Origin of the sequence: Streptomyces sp. NPDC002328 (assembly GCF_042890065.1) — a bacterium.
Classification (GTDB): Bacteria; Actinomycetota; Actinomycetes; order Streptomycetales; family Streptomycetaceae; genus Streptomyces.
This window is the reverse complement of the sequence record NZ_JBIARQ010000001.1, coordinates 946,791-963,481: the sequence shown is the minus strand read 5'-3', so window position 1 is coordinate 963,481 and position 16,691 is coordinate 946,791. Positions and strand designations below refer to the sequence as shown.

Sequence of the window (16,691 nt, the reverse complement as noted above, 5' to 3'; positions counted from 1 at the left end):
GGTGAGGGGCGTGGGGGGGGGGGGGGGGGCCCAGAGGGCCCCCCCCCAGGGGGGGGGGGGGGGGGGGGGGGGCGGGGGGGCGGGGGGGGCCGCCGCCCGCGCGGGGGGGGGGGGGGGGGGGGGGGGGGGGGCGGCGCGGGGCGCCGCCCCCCCCCCCCCCCCCCCCCCCCCTTCTGTCGTGGCGGGTCGGGCGTCGGCGCGGTGCGTCAGGCGTCGGGGTCGACCCCGCTGTTCAGCGCGCCGGGCCGCGGGCGCAGCGACACTTCCTCCCACACCTCGTCGGTGCAGTCGAGGATGGAGGCGTCGTTGTCGTTGGTCTCCCTGGTGCAGGTGATCTCGTAGACGCGTCCGGTGGTGGTGAGGACGTCGAACGCGACGGTGTCCGTGTCCGCGAGCCCGGCGAGCGCGGCCCCGCAGGGCAGGCCGCCGGGGCCGCCCGCCGGATAGCCCTCGTTGCCGGTGAGGTCGGTCCACAGCATGGTGCCGTCGCCGCTGTCCGTGATGTCACGGACGCCGGCGTAGTAGCGTCCGCCGGTCAGCACGCTGCGGTACTCGACGCCGGCCTCGGGGCGGAGGGCGTCGATGTCGGAGCACGGGCCGGCCGGGCCGGCAGGGCCGTGGCCGTTGCCGTGGCCGTTGCCGTGACCGTGTCCGTTCCCCAGCCCGTATCCGTTCCCGTTCCCGTGCCCGTGGGGGTGCTCGTCCTTCGGGCCCTTGCACTCCTTGTCACCGGCCCCGGGCGCGACGGTTTTCGGCTTGCCCGTGGAGAGGGCCGGCTTGGCGTTGCCGGGTTTGGTCTGACCGGGTTTGTGGGCGGTCGGCTTGGCGTTCCCCGGCTTGGTCTGACCGGGCTTGCCTGAACTCGGCTTGGCCTGGCTGGGCTTGGGGCTGCTCGGTTTGGCGTTCCCCGGCTTGGTCTGGCCCGGCTTGATGCCCTCCGGCTTGGTCTGGCCCGGCTTCAGGGCGGTCGGTTCGGCGTTGCCCGGCTTGGTGTGGCCGACGGGCTTGTCGTGCGCCGGCTTGCCGTTCGCCGGCTTGGCGGGGCCCGGTTTGGTGTGGCCCGGCTTGTCGTGTGCCGGCTTCGCGGGCGCGGGCTTGTCATGGTGGTGCGGTTTCCCGTAGCCGGGGGCGTCATGGTGCGGCTTGGCGGGTCCGGGCTTGGTGTGGTCCGGCTTGTCCGCGCCCGGCTCGCAGCCGTCGTCCGGGGTGGTCACCGTCGTGGCCGCCGGGCCGGCGACGGCCGACGCCGCCGCGGTGGCCGGGCCGGCCGCGCCCGCCGCCAGCACCAGCGCGAGGGTGGCGGCCATGCCCGCCTTCCTGAAGCCGGCGCGGGCCGACGGCCCGAACAGCCGCGGGGGTGTCCTGAGATCAGGACTCATCTGTGTGCTCCTTGCCTCTCCCGGTCCGGGCGATCTCCCCGAACCCGAGTGCGAGCTTGGCGGGAGCACGGCGGATGCAGGCGCGTCCCGGGGCGGAACGCGCCGATAATCGACGTATCGGACTAACGCCGCCCGCGCCGGGGGAATCCGGACGGACGAGGGCGGGGATCCGGACCGGCGACCACGGCGTCCACCTGGTCAGGGACCTCGACAAGAAGCCCACGGGGCAGCCCGAGCGGTGGGCCGGGGTGCCCGGCAGGCCCTGACCGCAGCCCGCGAGTCGGCGCGCCAGGCCCGCGTCGACGTCCGGCGGCTGCTTTCGGGGAGCCCCGCTAGCGGGCGGCCGTTGGAACGGAGGGAACCTTCGGGACGCGGGGCACGTACTCTTGGTAGCAATAAGACCGCTCTCACGAAGGACTGAACGACACTGGGCAAGCGACAGCCCGAAGGCCCGCCGCCCGCACCGGCGGTGCAGCGCATCCGACTGCGCTACACCAAGCGCGGCCGCCTCCGGTTCACCAGCCACCGTGACTTCCAGCGCGCCTTCGAGCGCGCGTTGCGCCGTGCCGAGGTGCCGATGGCGTACTCGGCGGGGTTCACGCCGCACCCGAAGGTGTCGTACGCCAATGCCGCACCCACCGGCACGGGCAGTGAGGCGGAGTACCTGGAGATCGCGCTCACCCAGGCGCGGGACCCGCAGAAGCTGCGTGAGCTCCTCGACGAGTCGCTGCCCCCCGGGCTCGACGTGATCGAGGCGGTCGAGGCCCACACCTCCGGGCTCGCCGACCGGCTCACGGCCTCCGTATGGGAGCTGCGCCTGGACGGCGTGGACCCGGCGGACGCCGACCGAGCGGTGGCCGCCTTCACCGCGGCCGACACCGTGGAGGTCCAGCGCCTCGCCAAGAACGGCGTCCGCACCTTCGACGCCCGCTCCGCGGTGGTCCGGCTGGAAACGCTCCCTCCACAGGCTGATAGGCCTATCGACCAGCCCTGTGCGATACTGCGGCTGGTTGTTCGGCACGTGACGCCTGCCGTACGACCCGACGACGTCCTGTCCGGTCTTCGCGCCGTGGCCGACCTGGCGCCGCCGGTCCCCGCAGCGGTGACCAGGCTGGCGCAGGGGCTGTTCGATGAAGAGACCGGCGTGGTGACCGACCCGCTCGCGCCCGACCGCGAGGCAGCCGAGGCCCGTTCAACGGCCGATCCGACTGCCGCCGCGAAGGCGCCGGCGTAAGGAAGGTTCCGCACAGGGACGGACGTCGTAGCGCCGCCCTCGTACTCGGGAGCCACCTGGGTCGGGCAGCGCACCGACCAGAAGACTTTCGCCAGGCCGTAGGCAACACGGCGTACGGAACCGGCGAGACAAGACACAGAGAGCTCCCGTGCGGCGGCCGCGCCCCGGACGGCGGCACCGCGCACAGCGCGAGCCGCGGACGTCAACGGCGACCGATCCTTCCCGATCGGCGCCGGACCAGCGCGGCGCCCGGGAGCCTGACGGGAGACACACCCGCATGCTCGAGCCGACCGAACCCACCCAGGGTTCCGAAGAACAGAACAACACCCCCAGCGACACGCTGCCGCCGCGTCGGCGCCGTGCCGCTTCCCGCCCGGCGGGCCCGCCGACGGCCGCCGCCGACACCTCGGCCGAGACCGTCGCGCCGGCCATACCGGCCGTCGCGTCCGCCGATCTGGTGGCGGACGACATCGACGAGGAGAAGGCCGACGAGGCCCTCGAAACCGTAGAGACCGCGGTGACCGGAGAGACCGGCGAGGCCGGTGACACCGCGGAGGCGGACGAGGCCGCGCCCGCGCGTCCGCGTCGTCGTGCGACCCGTCGGGCCTCCGCGCCCGCCGGCGCCCCCGCCGCGGCCGAGACCGTGGTGCCCGCCGAGACCGTCCTGCCCGCCGTCGAGGCGGCGGACCCCGTCGCGGAGACCGCCACCGAGGAGCCCGCCGTGACGGAGGACGCCGCTCCCCGCCGTACCCGTCGCCGCGCCACGCGCCGCGTGTCCACGCCGGCCGGCGCTCCCGAGGCGACGGAAACGGAGCCCGTCGCCGACGCGACCGCTACCGGTGCCGACGAGGCGACCGCCGAGGTCGCCGCGACCGCGGAGGCCGTCGAGGAGCCCGCCGCCGAGGCCGCGCCCGCCCCCCGTACCCGTCGCCGTGCCACCCGCCGGGCCGCCGCGCCCGCCGAAGCGCCGGCCCCGGCGGCCGAAGCCGTCGAGGCTCCCGCGCGCGCCGAGGCGGCGGAGACGCCTGCCGAGACGCCCGCCGTCGAGGCTCCGGCCGCCGAGGAGGCCGCCGCCGAGGAGGCCGCCCCGCGCCGTACGCGTCGTCGTGCCACGCGTCGGGCCGAGACCCCGGCTGCCGCCGAGACCTCCGTGGCCGCCGAGACCCCTGAGGCCGTAGAGGCGGAAGCGCCGGCCCATGCCCCCGCGCAGGCCTCCGCACCGGCCCCCGCCGCCGCGCAGGCCGCCGAGACCGCCGCCTCCCAGGCCGACGAGGACGCCTCCCCGCGCCGTGCCCGGCGACGGGTGGTCCGCAAGGCCGCCGTCGGGTTCTCCGAGCCCGCGCGTCCGGCCGGCGAGGACGCCGAGTCGCCGCGCCGCCCGGCGCGTCCCGCCGTCGCCGTGTTCCAGGCGCCCGTCTTCACCGAGCCCCGCTTCCAGACCCCGGAGCGCGCCGCCGCCGAGGCCGCCGCGGCCGAGGCCGAGCCCGTCGAGCCCGTCGAGTCCGTCAAGGCCGTAGAGGCCGCGGAGCCCGCCGTGGAGACCGAGGAGCTGCCGGAGGAGCAGACCGGGTCGCGCCGTCGCCGTCGTCGCCGGGGGGCCGCCGGTCAGGGCGAGGAGACCGCCGAGACCGTGCGGCAGAGCGCCGAGCCCGCCGAGACCGCCGCGCCGGCCGCCGAGGACGAGCCGGAGCCGGAGGAGGCCGACGAGTCCGCCGAGGACGCCGTCGACGACGACGAGTCCGAGGAGGGCGGCTCGCGCCGCCGTCGTCGCCGGGGCGGCCGTCGTCGCCGTCGGGGCGACTCCGCGGACGGCGAGTCCGGGGACGCCGATTCCGACGAGTTCGCCGCCGAGCAGGCCGCGCAGGACTCCGAGGACACCGCCGAGCAGGAGGAAGAGGACGCCGACGACGCGGACGACGCCGGCTCCACCGCGGGCAGCCGTCGCCGCCGTCGCCGTCGCCGCCGCGCCGGGGACACCGCCGCCGAGGCCGAGCCGGGCGAGGGCGACCCGGAGCGCACCGTCGTCAAGGTCCGTGAGCCGCGCAAGGCCGGCGAGCCGTCCGACGAGGTGCAGTCCATCAAGGGCTCCACCCGTCTGGAGGCCAAGAAGCAGCGCCGCCGGGAAGGCCGTGAGCAGGGCCGCCGCCGCGTCCCGATCATCACCGAGGCCGAGTTCCTGGCCCGCCGCGAGGCCGTCGAGCGCGTGATGGTCGTCCGGCAGCACGGCGACCGCACGCAGATCGGCGTCCTGGAGGACGGCGTGCTCGTCGAGCACTACGTCAACAAGGAGCAGTCGACCTCGTACGTCGGCAACGTCTACCTGGGCAAGGTCCAGAACGTGCTGCCGTCTATGGAGGCCGCCTTCATCGACATCGGCAAGGGGCGCAACGCCGTCCTGTACGCCGGCGAGGTCAACTTCGAGGCGCTGGGCATGGCCAACGGGCCGCGCCGCATCGAGTCCGCCCTGAAGTCGGGCCAGTCGGTCCTCGTCCAGGTGACCAAGGACCCCATCGGGCACAAGGGCGCCCGTCTGACCAGCCAGGTCTCCCTGCCGGGCCGCTACCTCGTGTACGTGCCCGAGGGCTCGATGACCGGCATCAGCCGCAAGCTGCCCGACACCGAGCGGGCCCGGCTGAAGACGATCCTCAAGAAGATCGTCCCCGAGGACGCGGGCGTCATCGTGCGCACCGCCGCCGAGGGCGCGAGCGAGGACGAGCTGCGCCGCGACGTCGAGCGGCTCCAGGCGCAGTGGGAGGACATCCAGAAGAAGGCCAAGAGCGGCAACGCCCCGACGCTGCTCTACGGCGAGCCGGACATGACCGTCCGGGTCGTGCGCGACATCTTCAACGAGGACTTCACCAAGGTCGTCGTCAGCGGCGACGACGCCTGGTCGACGATCCACGGGTACGTCTCGCACGTCGCGCCGGACCTGTCCGACCGCCTGTCGAAGTGGACCTCCGAGGTCGACGTCTTCGCCACCTACCGGATCGACGAGCAGCTCGCCAAGGCGCTGGACCGCAAGGTCTGGCTGCCCAGCGGCGGTTCGCTGGTGATCGACCGGACCGAGGCGATGGTCGTCGTCGACGTCAACACAGGCAAGTTCACCGGCCAGGGCGGCAACCTGGAGGAGACGGTCACCAGGAACAACCTGGAGGCGGCCGAGGAGATCGTGCGCCAGCTGCGGCTGCGCGACCTCGGCGGCATCATCGTCATCGACTTCATCGACATGGTGCTGGAGTCCAACCGGGACCTGGTGCTGCGCCGCCTCCTCGAGTGCCTGGGCCGCGACCGTACGAAGCACCAGGTCGCCGAGGTGACCTCGCTGGGGCTCGTGCAGATGACCCGTAAGCGGGTCGGGCAGGGGCTGCTGGAGTCGTTCTCGGAGACCTGCGTCCACTGCAACGGGCGGGGCGTCATCGTCCACCTGGAGCAGCCGTCCGCCCCCGGTGGCGGCGGCAAGCGCAAGAAGCGCGGTCGCGGCGGTGACGGTCAGGCCCACGAGCACGAGCACGAGGTCGTGACCGCGGAGCCGGCCGAGGCCGCCGAGGCCGTGGTGTCCGCCGGTGAGGAGACCGAGGCCGAGGTCGCCGCCGAGGCCGCCGCGCCGGTCGCCCTGGAGTCGCCCGACTTCACGGCGGACGAGGAGCTGTACAGCAGCGTCGCCGAGGCGGAGGCCGCGGCCACGCGCGGACGCGGCCGACGCCGGGCGAGCCGTCGGGTGTCCGCTCCGGCGGGCGCGCCGAGGGGCGGCGCCGGCAGGCGCGCGACGGCCGGTTCGGCCGGTTCCGAGGAGACGGTCCTTGCCGAGCAGTCGGTGCCGACCGCGCAGGACGTGACCGCCGAGCAGGAGGCCGAGCGTCCGGTGCGGCAGGCCGAGGCCGCCACCGTGCAGGCCGAGCCGGTCGCCGTGGAGGACCCGGTCGTCGAGGCGTCGGCTGCTGCCGCCGAGGCACCGGCCGCCGCCGTGGCCGAGGCCGCGCCCGCCGAGGAGGCCGCGCCCAAGGGCCGTCCGCGTCGTCGTGCGACCCGCAAGGTGTCCGCTCCGGCCGGTTCGCCCGCGGGGGCGGAGGCCGCCGTGGTGACGGTCGCCGAGCCGGCGGCGGAAGCGGCCGCCGAGGTCCCGGAGGCCGCTGCGGAGGCGTCCGAGCCGGTCGCCGCCGAGCCCGCTGCCGCCGAGCCGGTCGCCGCCGAGAGCGCTGCTCCGGCCCGTCCGCGGCGTCGTGCCGTGCGCAAGGCCACCGCGCCCACCGCGTCCGAGGAGACGGCCGTCGTGGTCGTCCCGGCGGAGGCGTCCGGTGCGGAGACCGCCCCGGTTGCCGAGGCTGAGGCGTCCGAGGCAGAGGCCGCCGAGGCGGCCGAGGTCGCGGAGCCCGCCGGTGAGGTCGCTGCCGCGGCTCCGGCCAAGAAGGCGGTCCGCAAGACCGCCAAGAAGGCCACGGCGAAGAAGGCCGCCACCAAGAAGGCGACGGCCACGGCCGAGAAGACCGCCGCGAAGAAGACGGCCGCCAAGAAGACGACGGCCAAGAAGGCGGCCAAGTCGGTGGCCAAGAAGACGGTGGCGGCGCAGCGCACGGCGCCGTCGGTCTCGGCCCCGGCCGACGAGGACTGACCCCCTCACCCGCACCCGTGGCCCTGTCCGCTTCCAGGACAGGGCCACGGTCTTTTTCGAGAACCACAAGGAGAGAACCACGATGATCGGCCTCGTGCTGGCGGCCGGCGCCGGACGGCGTCTGCGCCCCTACACGGACACCCTGCCCAAGGCGCTGGTCCCGGTGGCAGGCGAGGACGGCCCCTCACCGCTGACCGTCCTCGATCTGACGTTGGGGAACTTCGCGGAGATCGGGCTGACGGAGGTCGCGGTGATCGTGGGGTACCGCAAGGAGGCGGTGTACGAGCGGCGGGCGGCGCTGGAGGCGAAGTACGGGCTGAAGCTGACGCTGATCGACAACGACAAGGCGGAGGAGTGGAACAACGCCTATTCGTTGTGGTGCGGGCGGGACGCGTTGCGCGACGGGGTGATCCTCGCCAACGGCGACACCGTGCACCCGGTGTCGGTGGAGAAGACGCTGCTGGCCGCGCGCGGTGACGGCAGGAAGATCATCCTCGCGGTGGACACGGTGAAGAAGCTCGCCGAGGAGGAGATGAAGGTCGTCGTCGACCCGGAGCGCGGGATGACGAGGATCACGAAGCTGATGGATCCGGCGGAGGCGAGCGGCGAGTACATCGGCGTGACCCTGATCGAGGGGGACGCGGCCGGGGAGCTGGCGGACGCGCTGAGGAGCGTGTGGGAGGTGGATCCGCAGCAGTTTTACGAGCACGGGTACCAGGAGCTGGTGGACCGCGGCTTCCGCATCGATGTGGCGCCGATCGGTGATGTGCCGTGGGTGGAGATCGACAATCATGACGATCTGGCGCGGGGTCGGGAGATCGCGTGCCGGTACTGACGCGGTTGATTCCTTCGCCGGTCGTGGTGGACATCCGTGCGGGTGCGCTGGACGATCTGGCGGGTGTGCTGGCCGACGAGCGGATCGCGCGCTCGGGCCGGCTGGCGGTGGCGGTGTCGAACGGCTCCGGCGCGCGGCTGCGTCAGCGACTCGAGGCCTCGATGCCGGGGGCGACCTGGTTCGAGGTGGGCGGCGGGACGCTGGACGACGCGGTGCGGCTGGCCGGTGAGATGCGGGCGGGCCGCTTCGAGGCGGTCGTCGGGCTGGGCGGCGGGAAGATCATCGACTGTGCGAAGTTCGCCGCGGCGCGGGTGGGGCTGCCGCTGGTGGCGGTCCCGACGAACCTGGCGCACGACGGGCTGTGCTCGCCGGTGGCGACGCTGGACAACGACGCCGGGCGCGGCTCCTACGGCGTGCCCAACCCGATCGCGGTCGTGATCGACCTGGACGTGATCGCGCAGGCCCCGGTGCGGTTCGTGCGCGCCGGGATCGGCGACGCGGTCTCCAACATCTCCGCCATCGCGGACTGGGAGCTGGCCAACCGGGTCAACGGCGAGAAGATCGACGGACTGGCCGCGGCGATCGCCCGGCAGGCCGGCGAAGCGGTGCTCAGGCATCCCGGCGGGGTCGGCGACACCGGCTTCCTCCAGGTGCTGGCCGAGGCGCTGGTCCTCAGCGGCATCGCGATGTCCGTCTCGGGCGACTCGCGCCCCTCCTCGGGCGCCTGCCACGAGATCAACCACGCCTTCGACCTGCTCTTCCCCCAGCGCGCCGCCGCCCACGGCGAGCAGTGCGGCCTGGGCGCCGCCTTCGCCATGTACCTGCGCGGCGCGCACGAGGAGTCCGTCCACATGGCCGGCGTGCTGCGCCGGCACGGTCTGCCGGTCCTGGCCCAGGAGATCGGCTTCACGGTCGAGGAGTTCGTCCGGGCGGTCGCCTACGCCCCGGAGACCCGCCCCGGCCGCTACACCATCCTCGAACACCTCGCCCTCACCCCCGAGGAGATCGGGGACGCCTACGCCGAGTACGCCGAAGCCATCGGCGAGAGCGCGCAGGAGGAGCGGTGCGAGGTGGGCGGGGTCGGGTCGGTTTGACCCTGGAACGGGGGGCCCGTAACCTGGACCGTCGGCGTGTCGAGTGGCGCGCCACATCCCCGTAAACCTCTTCCTCCCGGGTGCCTCGGCGGCCGGGAGAGGTCCGTTCGTGGTGTTTCGCCCGGCGGCTGGACTGCGGGGGTGCCGTTCCCGAGCGAGAGAGTGAGATCCGCGTGTACGCCATCGTGCGCAGCGGTGGTCGCCAGCACAAGGTTGCTGTCGGCGACATCGTTGAGGTTGACAAGATTTCCACCGCCAAGGTTGGCGACACGGTCGAGCTCTCGACCCTGCTCGTTGTCGACGGCGACGCTGTGACCAGCGACCCGTGGGTGCTGGCCGGCATCAAGGTCCAGGCTGAGGTCGTGGACCACCACAAGGGCCAGAAGATCGACATTCTGCGCTACAAGAACAAGACCGGCTACCGCCGTCGTCAGGGCCACCGCCAGCAGTACACGGCGATCAAGGTCACTGAGATCCCCGCGGCTGCGAAGTAAGGGACTGAGGAGAGATGGCACACAAGAAGGGCGCATCGTCCACCCGGAACGGTCGCGACTCGAATGCCCAGCGGCTCGGCGTGAAGCGCTTCGGCGGTCAGGTCGTCAACGCGGGTGAGATCCTGGTCCGCCAGCGTGGCACGCACTTCCACCCGGGTTCCGGCGTGGGCCGTGGCGGCGACGACACGCTGTTCGCGCTCCTGCCCGGCTCGGTGCAGTTCGGCACCCACCGCGGCCGTAAGGTCGTGAACATCGTTCCGGTCGCCTGATCGGACGCTTACGCGAGGCGGACCTCACTTCCCGGTCGGGAAGGCGGGTCCGCCTTTCGCGTGTTACACCACCACACAGACGTACGTTTCTCTGGAGGCACCGAACCATGACCACCTTCGTGGACCGCGTCGAGCTGCACATCGCCGCGGGTAACGGAGGTCACGGCTGTGCCTCCGTCCACCGTGAGAAGTTCAAGCCGCTCGGCGGACCCGACGGCGGCAACGGCGGGCGCGGCGGCGACGTCGTCCTCACCGTGGACCAGTCCGTGACCACGCTGCTCGAATACCACCACTCCCCGCACCGCAAGGCCACCAACGGCAAGCCCGGCGAGGGCGGCAACCGCTCCGGCAAGGACGGACAGGACCTCGTGCTGCCCGTGCCGGACGGCACCGTCGTCCTCGACAAGGCCGGCAACGTCCTCGCCGACCTCGTCGGCCACGGCACGACGTACGTCGCCGGACAGGGCGGCCGGGGCGGCCTCGGCAACGCCGCGCTCGCCTCCGCCCGCCGCAAGGCGCCCGGCTTCGCGCTGCTCGGTGAGCCGGGCGACCTCCAGGACATCGTCCTGGAGCTGAAGACCGTCGCCGACGTGGCGCTGGTCGGCTACCCGAGCGCCGGCAAGTCCTCGCTGATCTCGGTGCTGTCCGCGGCCAAGCCGAAGATCGCCGACTACCCCTTCACGACGCTCGTGCCGAACCTCGGCGTGGTGACGGCCGGTTCCACCGTCTACACCATCGCCGACGTGCCCGGCCTGATCCCGGGCGCCAGCCAGGGCAGGGGCCTGGGCCTGGAGTTCCTGCGCCACGTCGAGCGGTGCAGCGTCCTCGTGCACGTCCTGGACACCGCCACCCTGGAGTCCGACCGCGACCCCGCCTCCGACCTCGACATCATCGAGGCCGAACTGCGCGAGTACGGCGGTCTGGACGACCGTCCCCGCCTCGTCGTCCTGAACAAGATCGACGTTCCGGACGGCAAGGACCTCGCGGAGATGGTGCGGCCGGATCTGGAGGCGCGCGGCTACCGCGTCTTCGAGGTGTCCGCCGTGGCGCACATGGGCCTCAAGGAGCTGTCCTTCGCCCTCGCCGACCTGGTGGCCAAGGCGCGGGCCGCCAGGCCGCAGGAGGAGGCCACGCGGATCGTCATCCGGCCCAAGGCGGTCGACGACGCCGGCTTCACCGTCACGCTGGAGGAGGACGGCCTGTTCCGCGTCCGCGGCGAGAAGCCCGAACGCTGGGTGCGCCAGACCGACTTCAACAACGACGAGGCCGTCGGCTACCTCGCCGACCGGCTCAACCGCCTCGGTGTGGAAGACGAGTTGATGAAGGCCGGCGCCCGCGCCGGGGACGGCGTGGCCATCGGACCCGAGGACAACGCGGTCGTCTTCGACTGGGAGCCGTCCATGTCGACCGGCGCGGAGATGCTCGGCCGGCGCGGCGAGGACCACCGCTTCGAGGCACCCCGCCCGGCCGCCCAGCGCCGCCGCGACCGCCAGGCCGAACGGGACGAGGCGGACCGGGAGTTCGACGAGTTCGACGCGTTCTAGCCGGAACCGGACGTATGAAAGGGGTCCGTCCGCTTCACCCGAGGGTGATGCGGACGGACCCCTTCGTCGTGCCCGGCCGGTCTCAGGCGACCGGCGCCGGCTGGGTGTCCCGGTCCTCGGCGGAGGAGGCGTCCTCGTCCTCCGTCTTGCGGGACGGGCCGGAGGTCCCGGCATCCGTGTCGGTCCGCTTGCCGAAGCGCGGCTTCGCGGCCAACAGCGGCAGCGTCAGGATGCCCAGGAACATCGGCGCGAACATGTACCGGGCCAGCGGGGCCGGGTTGGCCGCCACCACCGTCAGCTGGAGCGCCAGCGTGATCGACATCAGGCCGACCGGAGCCCAGGAGCGGTGCCGGCGCGAGAACGCCAGCAGCACCGCGTACGCCACGTAGCACCAGGTCGCGCCGCGGAACAGCAGCCACTGGAGCTGGGCCGTCTTGCTGGCCTTCCACACGAAGAACGCCACGTCGTGCAGCTGGTCGTTGAGCGGGCGGATCTTCAGGACCGGCCGGTAGGAGCTGTCCTTGATGTCCTTGTTCCAGTCCGCCCAGCCGAACAGGTTCTTCGGCACGGACGGCGGGCTGATCAGCGTGTGGCCCATCTTGTCGATCGGGCCGGGGTACGGCGACCAGGCGATGTGCGAGCGGCACAGCCGCGCCGAGATCATCTGGTCCGGCGTCCGCTTCAGCACCCGCATCCACAGGTCGAGCAGCTGGGCGTTGAGCTCGTCGGCCTTCTTGCGGTTCATGGGCTTCTGCATCGCCCAGTCGGCGTTGTAGCAGTTGGCGGCCCGGCCGCTCCAGTGCGACAGCGGCGCCACCTGCGCCATGAGCGCCTTGTCGGCCTTGGTGAAGGTGGAGGGGGCCTTGCCGTAGACCACCGCGATGTCCGCGTAGTTCATCGCGTACACCTGGTCCTTCGTCGGCGTGATCACGCCGACCGCCGGATAGATCACCGTCTGGAGCAGACCGGCGGTCAGCGCCGGGATCACCGTGGCGACCAGCAGCGCCTTGCGCATCCTCGGCAGCACCAGCAGCAGCACCGGCGCGGCGATGACCGCGACGAGCAGGCCGTTGTTGCGGAACAGGCCCATGCACAGGAAGCCGGCGAACAGCACCGCGATCTCGTTGCGGAACGCCTTGTCCCGCGTGGAGTCCACCCCGCGCATCCGGCGCACCACGAGCCGCCCGGCCGCCCCGAACGCGAGGACCGCGCCGATGACGAACGGCACGTCCTTCCACACGAAGATGACGAACGAGCCGATCGACGGGATCACCGCGCACGCGATGGTGGCCGTCGCGCTCCACTTGCCCGGCACGCCGAACTGACGCAGCGTCACCGACACATAGGCCAGCGCCGACGCCATGGCGACGCTCTGGGCGAACGTCAGCAGCGCCAGATCGCCGGTGGTGTTGAGGGACAGCCACACCAGCGCGTCGTAGGCCACCGAGTGGTTGGACATCCAGTGGCCGGTGGTGACGTGCCACACGTACGCGATGGAGTCGTAGCTCATCCCGCCCGGGTAGAACGCCGCCCACCAGGTCAGGAAGATCAGCTGGGTGGTCGCGTACACGGCCAGCGGCAGCCGTCGCCGTTGCGGGATGCGCTCCAGACGCTTTCTCAGACGCTCTCGGTCGAGGGGGATCCTTGGTGCTTTCAACGCTGCTCCGCGGGCTCAAGAGGGGGGCGGTCGGGGTGCGCGAGCTCCAGCATCCGGGTGATCACCCGCTCGGCGGCATGACCGTCGTCGAGATCGCAGAACACGTCCTTGAACTCGCGGTACGCGTTCGCGTACGAGGCGCTGATGTCCTCGATGTCGGCGAGCGCGTCGATGAGTTCGTCGGAGCTCTGCAGGAGCGGCCCGGGGGCCCGCTTCTCGAAGTCGAAGTAGAAGCCGCGCAGCTGGTCGCGGTAGTACTCCAGGTCGTAGGTGAAGAACAGCATCGGACGACCTGTGTTGGCGAAGTCGAACATCAGCGACGAGTAGTCCGTGACCAGCACGTCGGTGATCAGGAACAGCTCGGCGATGTCCGGGTAGCTGGACACGTCGAAGACGAAGCCGTCGCCGGCGCCGGGCACCGCGTCGACGATGTTCGAGTGCTTGCGGATGAGGAGGACATGGTCGTCGCCGAGGCGTTCAGCCGCCTTCTTCACGTCGAGCCGCAGATCGAACTTGTAGTTGCCCGCCTGGTAGAACTGGTCGTCCCGCCAGGTCGGCGCGTACAGCACGACCTTCTTGCCCTCCGGCAGGCCTATCCGCTCACGCACGGCGCGGGCGAGGTCCTCCGTCTTCTCGGACAGCAGGACGTCGTTGCGCGGGTAGCCGGACTCGAGGATCTCGCCCTCGTACTGGAACGCCCGCTTCATGATCGGCGTGGAGAAGCGGTTCGGGGAGACGAGGAAGCTCCAGCTCGGCGTCTCCTCCGCGACCTTGGACAGGTACTTGCGGTCGGCGAACTGGACGCTGTCGATGTCGTGGCCGATCCGCTTGAGCGGGGTGCCGTGCCACGTCTGCACGATGACCTGGCCCTCGCGGCGCCGGATCCAGTGCGGCAGATGGGTGTTGGTGACGATGTACCGGCTGCGGCCGAGCGCCTCGTACCAGTCGCGGCTCCACCGTCGTATGACCTTGACGCCCTCGGGGATCTCGGCGCGGCGGTCCTCCACCACCCAGATGTGCTCCAGCTCGGCGCCCTGGCGCACCAGCTCCTCGTAGACGGCGCGCGGCGAGTCCGAGAACTGGCGGCCGGAGAAGGAGGCGTACAGGACGGTGTCCCGCAGCGGGGCGGTGCGCGCCTGCGCGTACACGCCGGTGCGCATCTGGCGCTGACGGAACCAGCCGAACTCCTCGGGGCCGAGGTCGGGGGCGGCCTCGATCAGGAGCCGGTCGAAGAAGCGGTGGGTGAGGGCGTACTCCCGGCCGCGGACGGCGAAGCGCACGGGCAGCCCGGTGAGCGACGAGGGCACGGCGCGCACCGGCACCTCGACCCGGCTGTCGGTGGTGCGGGCGAACACGTACCAGCGGCCCTGGCGCAGCGGCACCTCGCTGATGCTGGTGGGCACGGGCAGGAACTCGGCGTGGAACGTCCCGTCGGTGACGGTGGCTGGGTGGGAGTGCTCCTCGGCGTGCCGGCTGTGCCGCAGCACGACCTCGACCGGCTCGTCCACGGTCACGGGCAGCGTGCCGGTCAGCACGATGCGGCCCTCGGGGGTGACGGAGAGCTCGCCGATCATGGGCTGGACGGGCTGGGTGCGCAGCGCGAGGCGGCCCACGCCGTCGTCGGTGACGGCCGTGACGCGTCCGCCCCACTGCGCGGTCGGTCCGCCGTGCAGCGGGTGCTGCGGGGCGCGGTCGTCCTGGCCGACGTCGACGGCCACGGAGTGCCCGCGCTTGGCGCCGCCGATGACCAGCTCGGCCGTCCACTTGTCGACGACCTCCAGGTTCCCGGAGTCGCGGCCCTCGACGTCGAGGTCGGCGAGCGGCACCCGCAGGGAGAAGCCCTGGCCGGGAGTGCGCTCCACCGGGTATTCGAGCGTGGCGTCGGTCGAGCCGTGCTTGAGGCGCAGGGCGAGGGAGGCGTCTTGGGCGGCGGCCTCGTGGCCGAGGACGCCGGTCAGCTCCAGCACGCCGTTCTCGGCGCGGTGGCCGGTCAGCCTGGCGCGGACCCGCTCGACCCGCAGGTAGAGGTGGTCGTCGTTGATGAACGGCACGACCCGTACGTCCTTGTCCACCCAGAACGGCGCCGGGCTCTCGGCGCTGCCGCTCTCGCCGGCCTTGAGCCGGGTGTGGCGGACGATGCCCTGCTGGACGGTGGCGACGGTGACCCGCCACACGGCGTCGCGCCAGCCGCCCCGGGCCTTGAGCTTGGCGGGGTCCAGGTCGAGGGAGAAGCCCGACCAGTCGTAGTTGTGCAGGGACTGGCCGGAGGTCTGCGTGGCGCGGGAGGCCTGGGTGCGGCTGGGCCGGACCAGGACGGTGCGCCGGCTGCCGGTCTCGCGCAGCATCAACACGCGCAGGGTGGTCGGCTGGGGGCGCTCGGCGGCCAGGTTGCGGATGTAGGAGTGGCCGCCGATGTGCAGTCGGCCGCTGCGCCAGACGATCTCCTCGGCGCGGGCCCGGGCGGCGAAGTCGGAGTCCACGCGCAGCACCGAGCGGGGCACGGCGCGCTTCTTGTCGATCACCGGGTAGTCGGCGAAGTAGCGCAGGCCCTGCCGGACCACGGGGACGGCCCGGCCGGCCTCGCGTTCGAAGGCGAGCAGCTCCATGAGCTCGTCGAGCCGGCCCTCGCGGATGAGGTGGCACTTCAGGCGCAGCGAGACGGGCAGCCGGGGCATGACGCGCGCGTCGACCCGGCTGAGGAAGTCCGCCGCGCCCGACATGAACAGCTCGCGGAACTCGTCGCCGGCCTGGTCGAGGACGCCCATGAAGAGCGGCAGCTCGTCGGTGACGAAGATCTCGTCGTACCAGCGCTTGTGCTGGGCGTACTCCTCGCCCGGCTGGGAGGCCAGGAAGCGGCTCACCGAGTCGCACGAGCGGATGCGGTCGCGGACGTTGACCGGCTCGGTGCGGCGCTGGGTGATGGAGGGCGCGCCGCCGGTGCGCTGGCGCCACAGGTAGATCGGCTCGCTGAGCACGTCCACGGCGGTGGCCAGGAAGTGCGCGGGCAGGGTGACCGGCGCGTCCTCGTAGAGGATGCCGGGGAACTCGAAGGCGTGCCTGTCCCAGAACGACCGGCGGAACACCTTGTTCCAGGCGGTGCGGTCGTAGACGAGGTCCTTGTCGCGGCTGATGTGAGTGCGCGTGCGGTCGGTGCGCAGTCGCTTGGCGTGCAGCGGGGAGATCAGGATCTCGCCGGCCTTGAGGAGGTTGACGTTGCCGCTGACGAAGTCCGAGCCGGACTTCTCCAGGCTGGCGATGCACCGCTCGTAGGCGTCGGGCAGCACGATGTCGTCGCTGTCGACGAAGGCGAGGAACTCGGTGCCCTCGGTGAGATGGGCGACACCGGTGTTGCGGGCCGGCCCGAGTCCCTTGTTCTCCTGTGCGACGACGCGGAAGCGGCTGTCTCTGCGCGCCCATTTCTCGGCGATCGCCAGGCTGCCGTCCTTGGAGCCGTCGTCCACGACGATCGCCTCCCAGTCGGTGAACGTCTGGTCCGCGAGCGACTGGAGGCACTCGTCGAGGAACAGTTCCACGTTGTAGGAGGGAACGACTAGTGACAGACGGGGAGGCATCTGG

Annotated in this window: 10 protein-coding genes and 1 pseudogene; 8 read left to right on the top strand and 3 right to left on the bottom strand. The window is 72.4% G+C overall.

What is annotated here, in order from left to right; all coding sequences use genetic code 11:
* Positions 1-206: 206 nt before the first annotated feature.
* Positions 207-1,379 (bottom strand): hypothetical protein, encoded by a 1,173-nt coding sequence (locus ACFYX4_RS04270; RefSeq protein ID WP_389325499.1) that lies wholly within the window; start codon positions 1,377-1,379, stop codon positions 207-209.
* A gap of 226 nt (positions 1,380-1,605) precedes the next feature.
* On the opposite strand from ACFYX4_RS04270, the pseudogene ACFYX4_RS04265 reads away from it, so the two are divergent.
* The 8 genes and pseudogenes from ACFYX4_RS04265 to obgE all read left to right on the top strand — a co-directional run.
* Positions 1,606-1,800 (top strand): annotated as a pseudogene (locus ACFYX4_RS04265) (hypothetical protein); the annotation flags it as partial.
* Positions 1,801-1,848: 48 nt separating this feature from the next.
* Positions 1,849-2,613, top strand: a complete 765-nt coding sequence (locus tag ACFYX4_RS04260) for a TIGR03936 family radical SAM-associated protein (RefSeq protein WP_389325496.1) — start codon at positions 1,849-1,851, stop codon at positions 2,611-2,613.
* Between the two features lie 277 nt (positions 2,614-2,890).
* Entirely contained in the window at positions 2,891-7,222 is a 4,332-nt protein-coding gene (locus ACFYX4_RS04255; RefSeq protein ID WP_389325492.1) for a ribonuclease E/G, read from the top strand.
* 82 nt (positions 7,223-7,304) lie between these two features.
* On the top strand, positions 7,305-8,057 hold the full coding sequence (locus ACFYX4_RS04250; RefSeq protein ID WP_389325489.1) for a sugar phosphate nucleotidyltransferase: 753 nt from the start codon (positions 7,305-7,307) through the stop codon (positions 8,055-8,057).
* Positions 8,045-9,151, top strand: coding sequence for an iron-containing alcohol dehydrogenase family protein (locus ACFYX4_RS04245; protein WP_389325486.1), 1,107 nt, complete (start codon positions 8,045-8,047; stop codon positions 9,149-9,151). Before ACFYX4_RS04250 ends, ACFYX4_RS04245 begins: the two co-directional genes overlap by 13 nt.
* A 173-nt stretch (positions 9,152-9,324) precedes the next feature.
* The gene (gene rplU, locus ACFYX4_RS04240; protein WP_004931419.1) at positions 9,325-9,645 is read left to right on the top strand and encodes a 50S ribosomal protein L21; all 321 of its coding nucleotides are present in this window, start codon (positions 9,325-9,327) and stop codon (positions 9,643-9,645) included.
* Positions 9,646-9,659: 14 nt separating this feature from the next.
* Entirely contained in the window at positions 9,660-9,914 is a 255-nt protein-coding gene (gene rpmA / locus ACFYX4_RS04235; protein WP_389325484.1) for a 50S ribosomal protein L27, read from the top strand.
* Positions 9,915-10,021: 107 nt separating this feature from the next.
* A complete protein-coding gene (gene obgE, locus ACFYX4_RS04230) occupies positions 10,022-11,458 on the top strand; it encodes a GTPase ObgE (RefSeq protein WP_389325480.1) in 1,437 nt (478 codons plus the stop codon).
* Positions 11,459-11,540: 82 nt separating this feature from the next.
* On the opposite strand, the gene ACFYX4_RS04225 is transcribed toward obgE, so the two are convergent.
* Positions 11,541-13,115, bottom strand: coding sequence for a hypothetical protein (locus tag ACFYX4_RS04225; RefSeq protein WP_389325477.1), 1,575 nt, complete (start codon positions 13,113-13,115; stop codon positions 11,541-11,543).
* Positions 13,112-16,687 (bottom strand): CDP-glycerol glycerophosphotransferase family protein, encoded by a 3,576-nt coding sequence (locus ACFYX4_RS04220; RefSeq protein ID WP_389325474.1) that lies wholly within the window; start codon positions 16,685-16,687, stop codon positions 13,112-13,114. Before ACFYX4_RS04220 ends, ACFYX4_RS04225 begins: the two co-directional genes overlap by 4 nt.
* Positions 16,688-16,691 lie beyond the last annotated feature (4 nt).